The sequence below is a fragment of the Paractinoplanes tereljensis genome, from assembly GCF_016862435.1.
In the GTDB taxonomy this organism is placed as follows: domain Bacteria; phylum Actinomycetota; class Actinomycetes; order Mycobacteriales; family Micromonosporaceae; genus Actinoplanes; species Actinoplanes tereljensis.
The window spans coordinates 42,233-56,282 of sequence record NZ_BOMY01000038.1 but is presented as its reverse complement, the minus strand read 5'-3'; the positions used below and the strand labels follow the sequence as shown (position 1 = coordinate 56,282).

Here is a 14,050-nt window from a genome sequence, read left to right as displayed (position 1 = left end):
GCATTCTTTGTTATTGAAATTGCCGGAGAATGCCGAGAGGAAGACGTCAATCATGGAGCTGCGCAGGCGAACGTTCCTTCAAGGGGCGGCGGCCACCTCGGTGGTCAGTGTTCTGGGTCTGACCGCGTGCACGGATTCCGACTCGGGCTCCTCGTCGGCCGGGAAGCAGTCGTTGGGTCTGGACGGCAAGGCTTGGAGCTACGACGAGACCAACGACGTGTATTACCAGATCGGTAAGTCCTACGTGGCGACGCCGGCCGCGCCGGACTACGAGACGCTCGCCGTTTTCGTTCCGGGAAAATACTTCAAAGGCACCAAGAGCAGCGACGGCACGTACGCCGTGACGGTCGATTCTTCCGGCACCGTCGGCGGTTATACGCCGAGCACCGCGCCGATCGTGCTGCCGGTCGACACGCCGGGATACGCGGCCCAGAAACCGCTCACGGCCTATAGCTACGAGACAATTTCGGCGTACCTTGAAGCGGGTTTTGTTTATGTGCATGCCGGGCTTCGCGGTAAGGACAGCAACGGCACCGGATACACCGGGAACGCGCCCTGGGGCGTGACCGATCTGAAGGCCGCGGTGCGGTTCGTCCGGTACAACGACGCGGGGATTCCCGGCAGCAAGGACCACATGGTGGTGTTCGGGATGAGCGGGGGCGGGGCGCAGAGCGCGGTGATGGGGTCGTCCGGCGACAGCGAGCTGTATACGCCTTATCTCACCGCGCTGGGTGCGGCGCAGACCGATGCGAACGGCAAGACCATCAGTGACGCAATCGCCGGTGCGATGTGCTGGTGCCCGATCACCAGCCTCGACTACGCGAACGCGGCCTACGAGTGGAACATGGGCCAGTTCAACACCAGCGACACCCGGGCCACCGGGACCTGGACCAAGAGTTACTCGAACGACCTGGCCAAGGCCTTCGCGGCGCACCAGAACAAGCTGGGGCTCAAGGACTCGGCGGGCAAGCTGCTGTCGCTCGGCCAGACCGGTTCCGGGTATTACCTCACCGGCACTTATTACGACCACCTGGTGTCGGTGATCAATACGTCGCTGAACAATTTCCTGTCCGACACGACGTTCCCCTATACGCCGTCGAACGCCTTCTCGGCGGGCATGACGGCCGGCGGCGGTGCTCCCGGTGGTGGTGCCCCGGACGGCGCGGGCATGCCATCCGGTATGCCGCAGGGTGGTCCCCCCGGCGGCGCCACCACTGACACCACGACCTACAAGACGGTCGCCGAATACATCGCGCACCTCAACAGCGACGGCCACTGGGTTACCTACGACGCCTCGTCGAACACGGCCGAGGTCGCCAGCCTGGAAGGCTTCGTCAAGAGCCAGAAGGCGCCGTCCAAGACCGTCGGCGCGTTCGACGGCCCGGAACCCACCGTCGGCGAGAACATCGTGCTCGGCAAGGGCACCACCGGCCTGCACTTCTCCCCGGTCTCATCGCAGGTCCTCGAGGCGAACGAGAGCGCCTACGCGAAGATCACCGGCTGGAAGGACACCTACGCCGCGTCGGAGTACACCGCCGACTTCAAGGAGACCGACTCGGTCGGCAAGGACGTCACCTGGCGGCTGAACGCGTACACCCCGCTGTACTACCTGACCAGCGCGTACGAGGGCTACAAGAAGAGCACGGTGGCCAAGCACTGGCGGATCCGCACCGGCATCATGCAGGGCGACACCGCCAACACCACCGAGGTCAACCTGGCCCTGGCGCTGCAGAACTACGGCAGCGACGTCGACTTCGCCACCGTCTGGGGCCTGGGCCACACCGTGGCCGAGCGCACCGGCGACGGCCCCACCAACTTCATCGCCTGGGTGAAGGAGACCGTCACGAAATCCTGATGTCGTCGTCGGTGATCTCCACCGGCACGAGCTTCACCCGCTCGGATGGGGTGTCGTTCGGCCAGTGGAACACCAGGCGGCTGACACCTCGGGAGTCGGTGAAGATCATTCCGTGGCCGCCGTTCCTGGCCCACAGCGGCTCGTCGCGCTGCGACCAGGGGCCGGCCACGGTGCCGCTCGCGGACTTCGCGACGCCCATTGCGTACCCCTCGTCGCCGAAGCTCGACCACAGCATCTGCAGCGACCCGCCCGCCGACCGCACCAGGTACGGCCCGTCGGTGAACAGCGGATCCTTGCCCAGGTTGAGCTGCTCGGGCGGCTCGACCCCGGGCGGGAACCAGAGCGGCTTGCTCCAGGCTGCCGCGGACGCCCGGAACAGCAGCGCAGGCGAGCCCACCGGCGCCCGAAGATCGGCCGAGAGCCGCAGCGCGTACATCTCGCCGTCGGAGATCCCGGGCTCCCCGCCCGGGATGCCCTCGGCGCCCCGGCTGTAGACCAGCCAGGGCGTCCCGTCGTCGTCGAGGTGCAGCGTGCCGTCCAGGCAGGGGACGTCCCGGGGCGTCACCGGCCCGTCGCTCCAAGGGGCGAACGGCCCGGTGGCCTCGTCCGCGACAAGCACCTGAATGCCACGCGGCCCGGCTTGAGGGTCAGCGCTGGCGAAGGTGGCGAACATGAAGAAGCGACCGTCCCGGCCAACCACCTCGGGCGCCCAGAACTGGGTGTCGGCCCAGAACCCGGCCGGCGGCCGGAAGGCCGGCAGCGGCCCGTCCCAGCTCTCGAGGTCGTCACTGATAAAGCAGTCAAAGCCGGTAGCGGGCCCACCCCAGAGGTTCGGGTCGGTAGTCCCGTACAGCACAAATTTCCCCGGCGACGCTTCCAGGATGAACGGGTCCCGCATCCTGATCTCACTCAACGCCCTGCTCATCCCGCCGAGCATAGGCGAGGTCAGATCACCACAACGGTCTGTCGCGACCACGCGTCCGTGCTGGCCGCGTCGAGCAGCACCCGGGCGACCTCACTGCACGGGACCTGCGGCAGGCCAGGGATCGTGCTGATCTCGCCCACCGATGGACATGGGCGCACCAAATGGTCCCGGGGCTGCTTCTATACGTGGAGGTGCACGAGGATTCCCTGGTCGCCCTCAGTGCGCAGTGACTCCACGAGAATCCGGCCGTAGAAGAACATGACAAGCTCGTGGGCGGTGCCCCAGACGGCTACGTCGGCCTTTTCTGGGCCTTCACCGGTAGTAGCGCCGTCGGGGAGCTGGGCGGTGCGCGTGCGGCCGTCGGAGACCCAGAGCCGCCACGAGCGGCCCTCGGCGGCGTGGTAGTCGACGACCACCGGCGCGTGCGGCCAGGGTTCCGTTCCTGCGCAGCGGGTGGTCAGGAACTCGTCGACCCCGTCGAGCGCCAGCTCGCTGGACAGTGGCTGCGGGGCGCCCACCGTTACCTGGGCGTCGTAAGTATGCACGGCGAGCTGCTGGAGCTGGTCGCGAGCGACGGCACCGCTGGTCTGCGGCGACTGCGAATCACCCCACCACGTCCAGCAGCCACGGTCCGGTCCGGCCTCCCGTAGCGCGTCCAGCTGCTCCTGCACCGAGGCGGCGAACCAGGCCGGCACGGCTTCGCGCTCGCGGGGTGCCGTCGGGACGGAGAAGGTCGCAGGATCGTCGGCTGGCCCCGCAGCGACGATGGCGGTCCACTTGTTGCGCGTCTGCACCAGGTGTTGCACCAGGTCGAGCAATGTCCACTCGGGGCAGGTCGGTACCTGCACGTCGAGGCTGGGTGCCGCGGCGACCGCCGCCTGGAAAGCGGTCGATCGCTCGTCCATCAGCCGCAACAGGTCAGCGAACGCAAGATTCTCTTCCACCGAGACGTTGTAACACCACACATCGACAACCGACAGTGAGTTTCGAGCACTGCAAGCTCGGAATGAGGTGGCAGGCCTGTCGCCGCTGACTCTGGTCAGATCGACGATCGTCGTCCTAAACTCGCGTTCAGCCCCGTACGGATGCCGGCCGGAGGTTCACGCGATGCGGATCGTGGTGCTCGTCAAGCAGGTGCCGGCCGCCGATGCCGGTCTTGCCTTCGCGCCTGATCTCACCGTGGTCCGCGACGCCGGGCCGGCCGCGCTCAACGCCGCCGACTGGTGTGCCGTCGATCAGAGTCTGCAGATCGCGGTCGGCCGGCCCGACGCCCGGATCACCGCGGTCACCATGGGGCCACCCGGCGCGGTCGACGCGCTGCGCACCGCCCTGGTGCTCGGCGCCGACACGGCGGTGCACGTGCAGGACCCGGCGCTGCACGGGTCGGACGCGCTGGCCACCTCGCGGGTGCTGGCCGCCGCGGTCGGCCGGCTCGGGTTCGACCTGGTGCTGTGCGGTTCCGCGTCGGCCGACTCGGGGATGTCGGCGGTGCCGGCCATGGTCGCCGAACGGCTGGGCGTGCCGGCGCTCTGCTTCGCCGACCGGCTGCTGGTCCGCTCGCAGACCGTCGAGATCCAGCGTGACGACGGGTGCGGTGACCGGCGGGTCTTCGTGGCCGCCCCGCCGCTGGTGGTCTCGGTGACCGAGCGGTGCGGTGAGCCGCACTACCCGGGGTATGTCTCCCGGCGCGGCGCCCGGGACAAGCCGATCTCGGTCTGGCCGCTGGCCGCGCTCGGCATCGAACCGGCCGAGGTCGGGCTGGCCGGCTCGGCGTCGATCGTCCGGGCGGCGACCCCGCGCCGGGGCGGCCGGCGCGACTGCGACGTACTCGCCATGGGCCCGCCGGCCGGCGTGGCGACCCGGCTCGCCGATTTTCTGGCCGAGCGCCAGTTCCTTTAGCTCCGGGAGGCACGCGCGTGGCGGAGGTCCTGGTTCTCGCCGAGCAAGGCGGGACGAGCGTGCACCGCGCCACCTGCGCGCTGCTCACCCTCGCCCGGCGGCTCGGCGTCCCGGCCGCGGTGGTCGGCGGCTCGCCCGACCCGGCCGGTACGGCGGTGCTGGGCCGGTTCGGCGCGCGCACGATCTACCCGGTGACCGCCGCCGAGGTGGACGAGCACCCAGTGGCCGCCCGGGTCGAGATGCTCGTACACCTGGCCCGGCGCAACCGGCCCGCGGCGATCCTGATCGCCTCCGGCCGCGACGGCCTGGAGATCGCCGGCCGGGTCGCGGTCCGGCTGGACTCGGGCTTGCTGAGTGACGTCATCGATGTGACGGACGGCCCGGTCGTGGTGCAGTCGGTCCAGGGTGGCGCCTACCGGGTCGAGTCCAGCGTGGTGCGTGGCATCCCGATCCTCGCGGTCCGCACCGAGTACGTCACGGTGGTGCCCGCCCCGGCCAAACCAAGAGTCAGCCCGGTCCGGGTGCCCTTCCCCGACCGGGTGCGCGCCGTTCGGATGATCGCCCGGGACCGCACCCGGCCCCGCGAGCTCTCCACCGCAGCGGTGATCGTCGCGGGTGGCCGAGGGGTCGGCTCGCGGGCCGGATTCGAGCTGGTCCGGCAGCTGGCCGCGGCCCTGGACGGGCTGCCGGCCGGCTCGCACGCCGCGGCCGAACAGGGCTGGTGCCCGCCCGAGATGCAGGTCGATCAGGTCGGCACGATCGTGCACCCCAGCCTTTACCTGGCCCTGGGCATCTCCGGCTCGATGCGGCACCGCACCGCCATGCGCGGCGCCGCCACCATCGTCGCGATCGACAGCGACCCGCAGGCCCCCATCTTCCAGCTGTCCGACCTCGGTGGGGTCGGCGACGTGCACAAGGTCGTCCCGGAGCTGATCGCCGAGATCGAGCGACGCCGGGCCCAACCCCGGATTGTGGAGGGATGACGTGGTCGTGCGACTTGTACTCGGCATCGCGATCACGCTGGCCGTGTTCGCCGTGGCCGGCCGCCGTGCGCTTCAGCTCTACCGGCTGGGCCGCAGCGGCCAGCCGGTCGAACCCGGCCGTACCAGTGGCGTCGGCAAACGCGTACGCGCGGTGGCGGTCGAGGTTCTCGGGCAGCGCAAGCTGCTGAAATGGAGCGTTCCCGGCGCGGCCCACTTCGCGGTCTTCTGGGGTTTCACCATTCTGCTGGCCACCATCGTGGAGGGGTTCGGGGCCCTTTTCCAGCGCGACTTCGCCATTCCCGTCATCGGTAAACAGGCCTGGCTGGGCTTTCTGGAGGACCTGTTCATCGTGGCGGTGCTGGCCGGCCTGGCCGTTTTCGCCGCCATTCGGCTGCGCCAGAACCCGGAACGCGAGGGCCGCCGATCCCGCTTCTTCGGATCGCATCTGGGACCGGCCTGGCTCGTACTATTCATGATTTTCAATGTAATGTGGACCCTGCTCCTCTATCGAGGAGCGCAGATCAACACCGGCAATTTCCCGTACGACGAGGGAGCGTTCGCCTCCGAACGGGCTGCCCGGGTGCTCGAGCCCCTCGGCCGCACCGCCAACGATGTGCTGGAGACCGCCGGCCTGCTCGCCTCGCTGGCTGTGGTGCTCGGCTTCCTGGTGATCGTCCTCTACTCCAAGCACCTGCACATCTTCCTGGCGCCGCTCAACGTGGCGTTCTCCCGCCGCCCGCGCGCGCTGGGCGCGCTGCTGCCGGTCTACTCCGACGGCAAGGAGGTCGACTTCGAGGACCCCGGCGAGGACGACAAGATCGGCCGCGGCGTCATCGAGGACTTCACCTGGAAAGGCCTGCTGGACTTCGGCACCTGCACCGAATGCGGCCGCTGCCAGTCGCAGTGTCCCGCCTGGAACACCGGCAAGCCGCTCAGCCCCAAGCTGCTGATCATGAGCCTGCGCGACCACGCCATGGCCAAGGCCCCCTACCTGCTGGCCGGCTCGGACGAAGAGCGCGCGGCCCTGCCCCGGGACGTGCTGGCTGAAGCGGAAAGGTCGCTGGTCGGCGACGGCGGGGTGATCGACCCGGACGTGCTGTGGTCCTGCGTGACCTGCGGCGCCTGCGTCGAACAGTGCCCGGTCGACATCGAGCACGTCGACCACATCGTCGACATGCGCCGCTACCAGGTGCTTATCGAGTCGCAGTTCCCCAAGGAGGCGCACACGCTGCTGCGCAACCTGGAGCGCAGCGGCGACCCGTGGGGCCGGGGCGCGCAGGCCCGGCTGGAGTGGACGACCGGCCTGCCGTTCGAGGTCCGGGTGCTGGCCGACGGCGAGCGCCTCCCCGACGACGTGGACCACCTGCTGTGGGTGGGCTGCGCCGGCGCGCTCGACGAGAACGCCAAGAAGACCACCCGCGCGGTGGCCGAGCTGCTGCACGAGGCCGGCGTCTCGTTCATGGTGCTGGGCGGCGCCGAGACCTGCACCGGCGACGCGGCCCGCCGGCTGGGCCAGGAGCTGCTGTTCCAGGAGCTGGCCAAACAGAACGTGGAAACCCTGAACAGCGCCGGCGCGAAACGGATCGTGGTCACCTGCGCGCACTGCTTCAACACGCTGGGCAACGAGTACCGGCCGCTGGGCGGCGACTACGAGGTCCTGCACCACACCCAGCTGCTCTCCAGCCTGGTGGCCGAGGGAAGGTTGGTCCCGGTCAGCCCGGTGGACGCCAACGTCACCTACCACGACCCGTGCTACCTGGGCCGGCACAACCGGGTCTTCTCCCCGCCGCGGGAGGTCCTGACCGGCGTACCCGGCCTGCGCCTGACCGAAATGCACCGGCGCAAGGAAACGTCCTTCTGTTGCGGCGCCGGCGGCGCCCGGATGTGGATGGAGGAAACGCTGGGCTCCCGAATCAACGAAACCCGCACCGACGAGGCCCTGGAGACGGGCGCCGACCTGATCGCGGCGGCCTGCCCGTTCTGCATAGTCATGCTGACCGACGGCACCGCCGTCCGAAAGCAGCAGGGAAAGGCCCGCGAGGAGGTAGAGGTGATCGACGTGTCCCGGGTGCTGCTGCGCTCGATCCGCCCGACCTAGCTGAGCTTTTCGCGCACCTTGCCGGCCGAGTCGTCGTCGAGCTTGATCCGGATGTTCAGGGACTCGGTCCAGGCGTTGCGGGCGGGGACGGGCTGGCCGGCCTCGTGGTGGGTGTCGCCGAGGCGTTCCAGGGCGTCGGCCGTCATGGAGGCGAAGCCGAGTCGGCGGAAGGAGTCGATGGCGCGCTCGTAGCAGTCGACCGCCTGCTGGTGGTCGCGCAGATGCTGGTGGGCGTAGCCGAGGCTGTCCAGGGTGAACGCGATGTTCTCCTCGTCGCCGCGGCGGGTGTTGATGTCGAGCGCCTCCCGGCAGAAGACCAGGGCCGCGGTGTGGTCGCCCAGCAGGGCGCGGAACCAGCCGACCGTGTTGAGGGCGCGGGCCATCCGCAGCTCGACCGGGTCGGTGACCGGCGCCTCGCCGGATCGGGTCGCGGCCAGGGCCCGCTCGGCGTGCTCGAGTGCCTCTGCGAAGTCGCCCTGCTTCTCGGCCAGCATGGACAGGTCGAGATGCACGTCGGCCACGCCGCACCGGTCGCCGATGCCGTCGAAGAGCAGCAGGGCCTCGCGGGCCTGGGCCGAACCTTCGGCCGAGCGGCCCAGCCGGCGGTAGGTCTCGCCGAGCCGACGGTGGGTGTAGGCCAGCACGCTGGGGCTGCCCAGGTGCCGGGCCGCGGTGACGGCCGCCTGCCAGGTGGCCATCTGGTCGTGCAGGTGCCACTGGCGGTAGTGAAAGGTGTCCAAACCCCAGGCCAACTGCCAGGTGTACGCGTGCAGGCCCGCGCCGGCCGCATGGGTGGCCGCCGCGAGCAGGTTGCCGTGCTCGGTGGCCAGCCAGGTCATGGCCGCGTCGTGGTCGGCGATCCGGTCCACCTCGACGCCGGCCGGCAGCGGCTCGAGCGGCACGGCGATGGCGTCCAGGTTGGGGTAGACGAGCCGGTTGGCCGTACAGGCGGTGTGCACGTAGTGGGCGATGAGCCGGGTCAGCGCCTCCTCGGCTTCCGCGGGCGAGGCCAGTTCGGCGGCGTACGCCCGGAGCAGGTCGTGCTGGGTGTACCGGCCGGGTAGGTGTTCGGTGGCCAGGTTGGCCCGGGTGAGCTGGGAGAGCAGCCGCCGCGCCTCGGCCACCGGCACGCCGGCCAGGGCCGCGGCCGCGCGGATCGACAGGTCGGCGCCGGGCTGCCGGCCGAGCAGTCGGAACAGCCGCGCGGCGGGCGGCGTGAGGGTGGCGTACGACCAGGAGAAGATGGCGCGTACGTCGCTGAGCGGATCCCCGGCGTCCAGGACGTTGAGCCGGTTGCCGGCCTCGTTGAGGTCGGCGACCAGCGCGGCCAGCGGGAACCCGGACTGCTGGGCCCGGGCCGCGGCGATCGCCAGCGCGAGCGGCAGCCCGGCGCAGGCCGCGACGATCTCGGGTACGGCACCGGGCTCGGCCGCCACCCGGTCGTTGCCGAGCCGCTCGTTGAGCAGGTCGCGAGCCTCGGCCGGGCTCAGCACGCCGAGGTGCAGCGGGTGCGCGCCGTCGGTGGCGAGCAGCCCGGTGAGCTGGTTGCGGCTGGTCACCAGCACCAGGGCGGTCGGGCTGGCCGGCAGCAGGGCCCGGACCTGTTCGGCGTCGCGGGCGTTGTCCAGCAGGATCAGCACCCGCCGGCCGGCCAGCAGGCTCCGGTAGCGGGCGGCCTGGGCGTCGGGACTGGGCGGGATCTGGTCGGGGGCCACGCCGAGCGTGTCCAGGAAACCGCGGATGGCGTCGGCCGGCTCCACGATCCGCCCGGACGGGTCGAAGCCGCGCAGATTGACGTACAGCTGGCCGTCGGGGAACTGGTCGGCGGCCCGGCGGGCCCAGTGCACCGCGAGGGACGTCTTGCCGATCCCGGCCATGCCGGACAGTGCGGAGATCACCGCCACCGTCGGCCGTTCGCTCGGGTGGGCCAGCAGGGCGTCCAATTCGGCCAGTTCCTCGGCGCGGCCGGTGAACGGGTGCACGTCCGGCGGCAGCTGGGCCACCACTCGGGCGACCGGCGGCGTGCCGTCGGTGGCCTGGCAGAACGTGTCCCGCGCTTCGTCGGTCAACCCGAAGGCGTCGGCCAGCAGGCGCACCGTGGTCGGCCTGGGCTGGCTGATCCGGCCCGCCTCGAGTTTGCCGATAGTGCTGGTGCTGACCCCGACCAGCTCGGCCAGATCTTCCTGCGACAAACCCAGCCGCCGCCGGTGAGCCCGCACGGTCAGCCCGAACGCCGATCCTCCGGTCACTCGTGGATTGTACCGATGAGTTACCGATGAAGTCTCTGGTGAGCCGGCCGCCCGAAGGCCAGGGTGGATGACGATGTGCCTGGATGTCCGCAATGAACGGGGGAGGGCATCCACGGATCGTCTTCGCAGGTCACCTACCTGCGGAGGCGTTCTGTTCTCACCGGACGACGTAGAGCCGGCGCTTCGGCGTCGGGGTTTCCCTGGGTGCCACCAACCGGATCAGGAGCACTGCCGCCAGAACGGTGACCGTGTCCCGCACCAGCGCGTACCCGGCGAAGCCCCAATCGAAGTCCGCCCCGGCGACCACGCCCTGCAGCACCACGCCCGAGACGGCCGCCGTCGTGGCTGCCCCCGCCACGACGGCGGTCCGGTTACCGCTCCAGCGCTGGACCAGCCAGACGAACAGCACCGCCGGCACCACCTGCGGGACCGCCTGGGTCAGCCCGGCCAGCAGGTCGCCGGTGGCCGGCACCAGCGCGGACAGCACCATCATGGTGAGGATGCCGTAGCGGCGCGGACCGTGCCCGTCCTGCGCGAGCAGCCAGATCGCACCGACCGCCGCGGCCGGCCACACGATCCCGTCGGTCGCCGTCCCGGCGAACAGGGCCAGCAGGTAGACCAGCGCGAACCCCGCGGTGCGGGCTACAAATCGGGAGAAGCTCAAGGCCGGCCTCCGCAGTCGGGGGACCGCCAGATCGGCCGGCGACCGGCCGACCTGAGCCTTACTTCCCGACCACCTGCTGGATAAAGGGGCTCAGCACCCGCATCACGTCGCGCACGCTGGTCTGCGGGTCGGCCGACGGGCCGGTGGCGTGGCTGATCGCCAGCCGCACGATGGTCTCGGCGAACAGCAGCACGTCGCCGTGGTCGAGGGCCGGCCAGTACTCGCCGATCGCCGCCACCAGATGGTCGACGGCGACCTGGCGTACCGGTAATCCGGCCGTGGTGACCAGCGGGAGCAGGCCGCCGTCGCCGGCCAGGATGCCCTTGATCATGAGGTTGTCGGCGGCGCCGGTCAGGAACGCCTCCAGCGCGGCGCCGGCGGCGGCGAGGGGATCGGTGCGGTGGGCGGCCAGCGCGGAGTCGACCGCCCCGAGCAGCCGGCCGACCTCGCGCAGAACGTACTGCTGGGCGAGGTCGTCGCGGTTGCCGAACTGCTGGTAGACGGTCTGCCGGCTCACCCCGGCGGCGTCGGCGACGTCGGCCATCCGGGTGCGGTCCCAGCCGCGGTCGATCACCAGCCGTTCGACGGCGTCCAGGATCGCGTCGCGCATGCCGGCCCGGGCCCGCTCCGCGTAGCTCTGCTTCACCGTGCCATTTTCACCCGGGCTGGCTCGTGCACGTTGGCCAGGCTGAGGTCACCGCCGTAGTGGTCGATCACCCGGTGGTCCATCAGGTGCCGCCAGAGCGGCGGGAACAGCGCCACCACGATCATCGTGGCGTAGCCGGCCGGCAGCTGCGGCGAGGTGTCGAACGTGCGCAGGATCTGGTAGCGGCGGATCGGGTTGGCGTGGTGGTCGCTGTGCCGCTGCAACTGGTACAGAAAGATGTTCGTGATCAGGCGATTGCTGTTCCAGCTGTGCTGCTCGTCGACCTTCTCGTACCGACTGCCGGTCCATTGCCGCCGCAGGCCGTAGTGCTCCAGGTAGTTGACCACCTCGAGGAACGAGAACCCGATCACCGCCTGCAAGATCAAGAACGGCAGGACCACGATGCCGTACGCGGCGGTCAGCGCCACGAAAAGAACGACCGTCATGGCCCACGCGTTGAGTACGTCGTTGCGGACCGTCCACGGGTTGCGGTGCCGCAGCCGGAACCGGGACATCTCCAGGTGCCAGGCCGAGCGCAGGCTGCCCAGCACGGTACGCGGCCAGAACCGCCAGAAGCTCTCGCCCAGCCGGGAGCTGGCCGGGTCCTCCGGGGTGGCGACCCGGGTGTGGTGACCCCGGTTGTGCTCCACATGGAAGTGCCCGTACCCGGTCGGGGCCAGCGCGATCTTGGAGAGCCACCGCTCGGCGCTCTCCCGCTTGTGGCCCAGCTCGTGCGCCGCGTTGATGGCGATCCCGTTGACCGCGCCGATCGTCACCAGCAGGCCGAGCCGACCGGCCCAGCCGAGCCCGCCGTCGGCCCACTGCCAGGCCCCGAGCACCAGGCCACCGAGCTGTAGTGGCAGGTAGAGGTAGGTGAGCCGGCGGTAGTAGCGGTCGGCCTGCAGTGCCTTGGCGATGTCCTCGGGTGGGTTGCCGACGTCGTCCCCGCCGAAGATGTCGATCACCGGGATGACCACGAAGACCACCGCCGGGGTGAGCCACCACCAGCCTTGCAGGCCGGTCCGGGTGACGATGCCATAGCTGACGAAGGGGAGCAGCGGCACGACGATCGCGGACGGCCAGAGGTAGCGCCGCGCGTCCCGCCAGACGGATCGATTCTCGGACATGGCCCGACTGTGGCACCGCTCACCAAAACTTACAAGAGGACAGTTTTTGTAAACTTGGCTGTCACCATTCCGATCTTTGTAAACCCCCGCTACCGTACGGGCATGGAATCGGGAAAGCCGTCCGGCCGCTGGCTGGGCGCGTTGATCACGGCCTGCCCGCTGCTCGCCGCGGCCTGGCTGCTCACCTACACGCTGCTGCGCCCGCCGTTCCTCGAACCGCTCGGCGGCTGGAACTACGCCGGCCCGCTGGCCCTGATCCTCGCGGTCGCGCCCCTCGGCCGGACCTGGCGCGGCGACGCCTACGTCCGGCCGACGAGCACATCCCGCCTCTGAATCGGTCGGTGAGCGCCCGATCTCCATCAATTGTCGACGGACGGTTGACCCGGGGGTGCGATATGCTTCGCATCGACATGCTTCTATGTCTGGCCCAGCTGGCGGCTCCCCACCGAAGCAGCCACCTGATTGTCCGGCCCCCCGAAAGGAAAGCGCACCCATGAGATCCATGCGGAACGTCCTCGCCGCATCGACGGTCGCCGCCGTCGGCCTCGTCCTGCTCCCCGCCCCGGCCTTCGCGGCCACCGTCGTCGTCAGCAACGTGACCGACCTGACCAGCGCCATCAAGAACGCGTCGGCCGGCACGGTCATCCAGGTCCGCGGCGGCACCTACTACCCGACCGCCACCCTGCAGTCGACGGTCAACGGGACCTCGTCGTCGCCGGTCACGCTCACCGCGTACGGCTCGGAGGTCGTCAAGATCTCCGGCTCGAGTTTGCCCAGCGGCTCTTGGATCTTCAAGCTGACTGCCGATTACTGGAACGTTTCAAACATCACCTTCTCGGACTCTCCGGACAGTGCCGTGGTCTGTCAGTCCTGCACCGGCACCAACTGGAACAACATCAAGACCATCAACGGCGGTGACTCCGGCTTCACGCTCACCGGCGACGGCACGGCGAACAACACCATCAAGAACATCGACGCGTACGGCAACTACGACGCCGCCGCACACGGGGAGAACGCCGACGGTGTCGCGATCAAGTTCGGCTCCGGCAGCGGAAACCTGGTCACCGGCGCCCGGCTGTACAACAACTCGGACGACGGCATCGACCTGTGGTCCTTCTCCTCGCCGGTCACCATCGAGCACACCTGGTCCTTCGGCAACGGCCAGAACCGCTGGGGCGACTCGGCCTTCGCCGGCGACGGCAACGGCTACAAGCTCGGCGGTGACGGCGAGACCGTGGCGCACGTCGTGAACAACTCGGCGGCGTGGGACAACGAGGGCAACGGCTTCACCGAGAACTCCAACAAAGGCGCCATCGTCATCAACCGGACCACGGCGTACGCGAACGGGAATTGGGGTTATTACTTCAGCACCAGCTCGGCGCGGCTCGGCAAGAACCTGGCCGTGGGCAACGGCAGCGGCTCGGTGACCAAGGGTTCCTCGGTCGTCTCGGCCGGCAACAACTGGGACAGCGGCATCAGCACCCCGGCGTTCGTCTCGACGAACGCCGCGACCACCTACAACGCCCGCTCGTCCAGCGGCACCCTGCCGGCCACCACCTTCCTGACCACCGGCAGCAGCACCATCGGCGCCACCATGAACTGAG

12 protein-coding genes are annotated in these 14,050 nt (G+C 69.7%); 6 read left to right on the top strand and 6 right to left on the bottom strand.

Annotated elements, in window-relative coordinates; genetic code table 11:
- The first annotated feature begins 52 nt into the window (after positions 1-52).
- Complete coding sequence (locus Ate02nite_RS28795; RefSeq protein ID WP_203810966.1) at positions 53-1,855, top strand: subtype A tannase; 1,803 nt, start codon at positions 53-55, stop codon at positions 1,853-1,855.
- Here Ate02nite_RS28795 and Ate02nite_RS28790 read toward each other — a convergent pair.
- Together Ate02nite_RS28790 and Ate02nite_RS28785 are read right to left on the bottom strand one after the other, a co-directional pair.
- Complete coding sequence (locus Ate02nite_RS28790; protein ID WP_203810965.1) at positions 1,842-2,780, bottom strand: glycoside hydrolase family 43 protein; 939 nt, start codon at positions 2,778-2,780, stop codon at positions 1,842-1,844. The genes Ate02nite_RS28795 and Ate02nite_RS28790 overlap by 14 nt on opposite strands.
- A gap of 179 nt (positions 2,781-2,959) precedes the next feature.
- Positions 2,960-3,724, bottom strand: coding sequence for a maleylpyruvate isomerase family mycothiol-dependent enzyme (locus Ate02nite_RS28785; protein WP_203810964.1), 765 nt, complete (start codon positions 3,722-3,724; stop codon positions 2,960-2,962).
- A gap of 163 nt (positions 3,725-3,887) precedes the next feature.
- On the opposite strand from Ate02nite_RS28785, the gene Ate02nite_RS28780 reads away from it, so the two are divergent.
- The 3 genes from Ate02nite_RS28780 to Ate02nite_RS49535 are packed head-to-tail and all read left to right on the top strand — an operon-like array spanning position 3,888 to position 7,760.
- On the top strand, positions 3,888-4,679 hold the full coding sequence (locus tag Ate02nite_RS28780; RefSeq protein ID WP_203810963.1) for an electron transfer flavoprotein subunit beta/FixA family protein: 792 nt from the start codon (positions 3,888-3,890) through the stop codon (positions 4,677-4,679).
- A gap of 17 nt (positions 4,680-4,696) precedes the next feature.
- Positions 4,697-5,662, top strand: a complete 966-nt coding sequence (locus tag Ate02nite_RS28775; RefSeq protein ID WP_203810962.1) for an electron transfer flavoprotein subunit alpha/FixB family protein — start codon at positions 4,697-4,699, stop codon at positions 5,660-5,662.
- 1 nt (position 5,663) lies between these two features.
- A complete protein-coding gene (locus tag Ate02nite_RS49535) occupies positions 5,664-7,760 on the top strand; it encodes a (Fe-S)-binding protein (protein ID WP_203810961.1) in 2,097 nt (698 codons plus the stop codon).
- Here Ate02nite_RS49535 and Ate02nite_RS28765 read toward each other — a convergent pair.
- From Ate02nite_RS28765 to Ate02nite_RS28750, 4 genes are all read right to left on the bottom strand, one after another.
- Entirely contained in the window at positions 7,757-10,009 is a 2,253-nt protein-coding gene (locus Ate02nite_RS28765; protein WP_203810960.1) for an XRE family transcriptional regulator, read from the bottom strand. The two genes, Ate02nite_RS49535 and Ate02nite_RS28765, sit on opposite strands and share 4 nt — an antisense overlap.
- Before the next feature lie 157 nt (positions 10,010-10,166).
- The gene (locus tag Ate02nite_RS28760) at positions 10,167-10,673 is read right to left on the bottom strand and encodes a hypothetical protein (RefSeq protein ID WP_203810959.1); all 507 of its coding nucleotides are present in this window, start codon (positions 10,671-10,673) and stop codon (positions 10,167-10,169) included.
- A gap of 58 nt (positions 10,674-10,731) precedes the next feature.
- A complete protein-coding gene (locus Ate02nite_RS28755; protein WP_203810958.1) occupies positions 10,732-11,319 on the bottom strand; it encodes a TetR/AcrR family transcriptional regulator in 588 nt (195 codons plus the stop codon).
- Positions 11,316-12,446: an alkane 1-monooxygenase gene (locus Ate02nite_RS28750; RefSeq protein ID WP_203810957.1), complete on the bottom strand. Its 1,131-nt coding sequence runs from the start codon at positions 12,444-12,446 to the stop codon at positions 11,316-11,318. Before Ate02nite_RS28750 ends, Ate02nite_RS28755 begins: the two co-directional genes overlap by 4 nt.
- 102 nt (positions 12,447-12,548) lie before the next feature.
- Between Ate02nite_RS28750 and Ate02nite_RS28745 the strand changes: the two genes are divergently transcribed.
- Positions 12,549-12,779 carry a cell division protein CrgA gene (locus Ate02nite_RS28745; RefSeq protein ID WP_203810956.1) on the top strand — a complete coding sequence of 77 codons (231 nt, stop codon included), beginning with the start codon at positions 12,549-12,551 and terminating at the stop codon, positions 12,777-12,779.
- A 160-nt stretch (positions 12,780-12,939) separates the two neighbouring features.
- On the top strand, positions 12,940-14,049 hold the full coding sequence (locus Ate02nite_RS28740) for a right-handed parallel beta-helix repeat-containing protein (protein WP_203810955.1): 1,110 nt from the start codon (positions 12,940-12,942) through the stop codon (positions 14,047-14,049).
- Position 14,050: the final 1 nt, after the last annotated feature.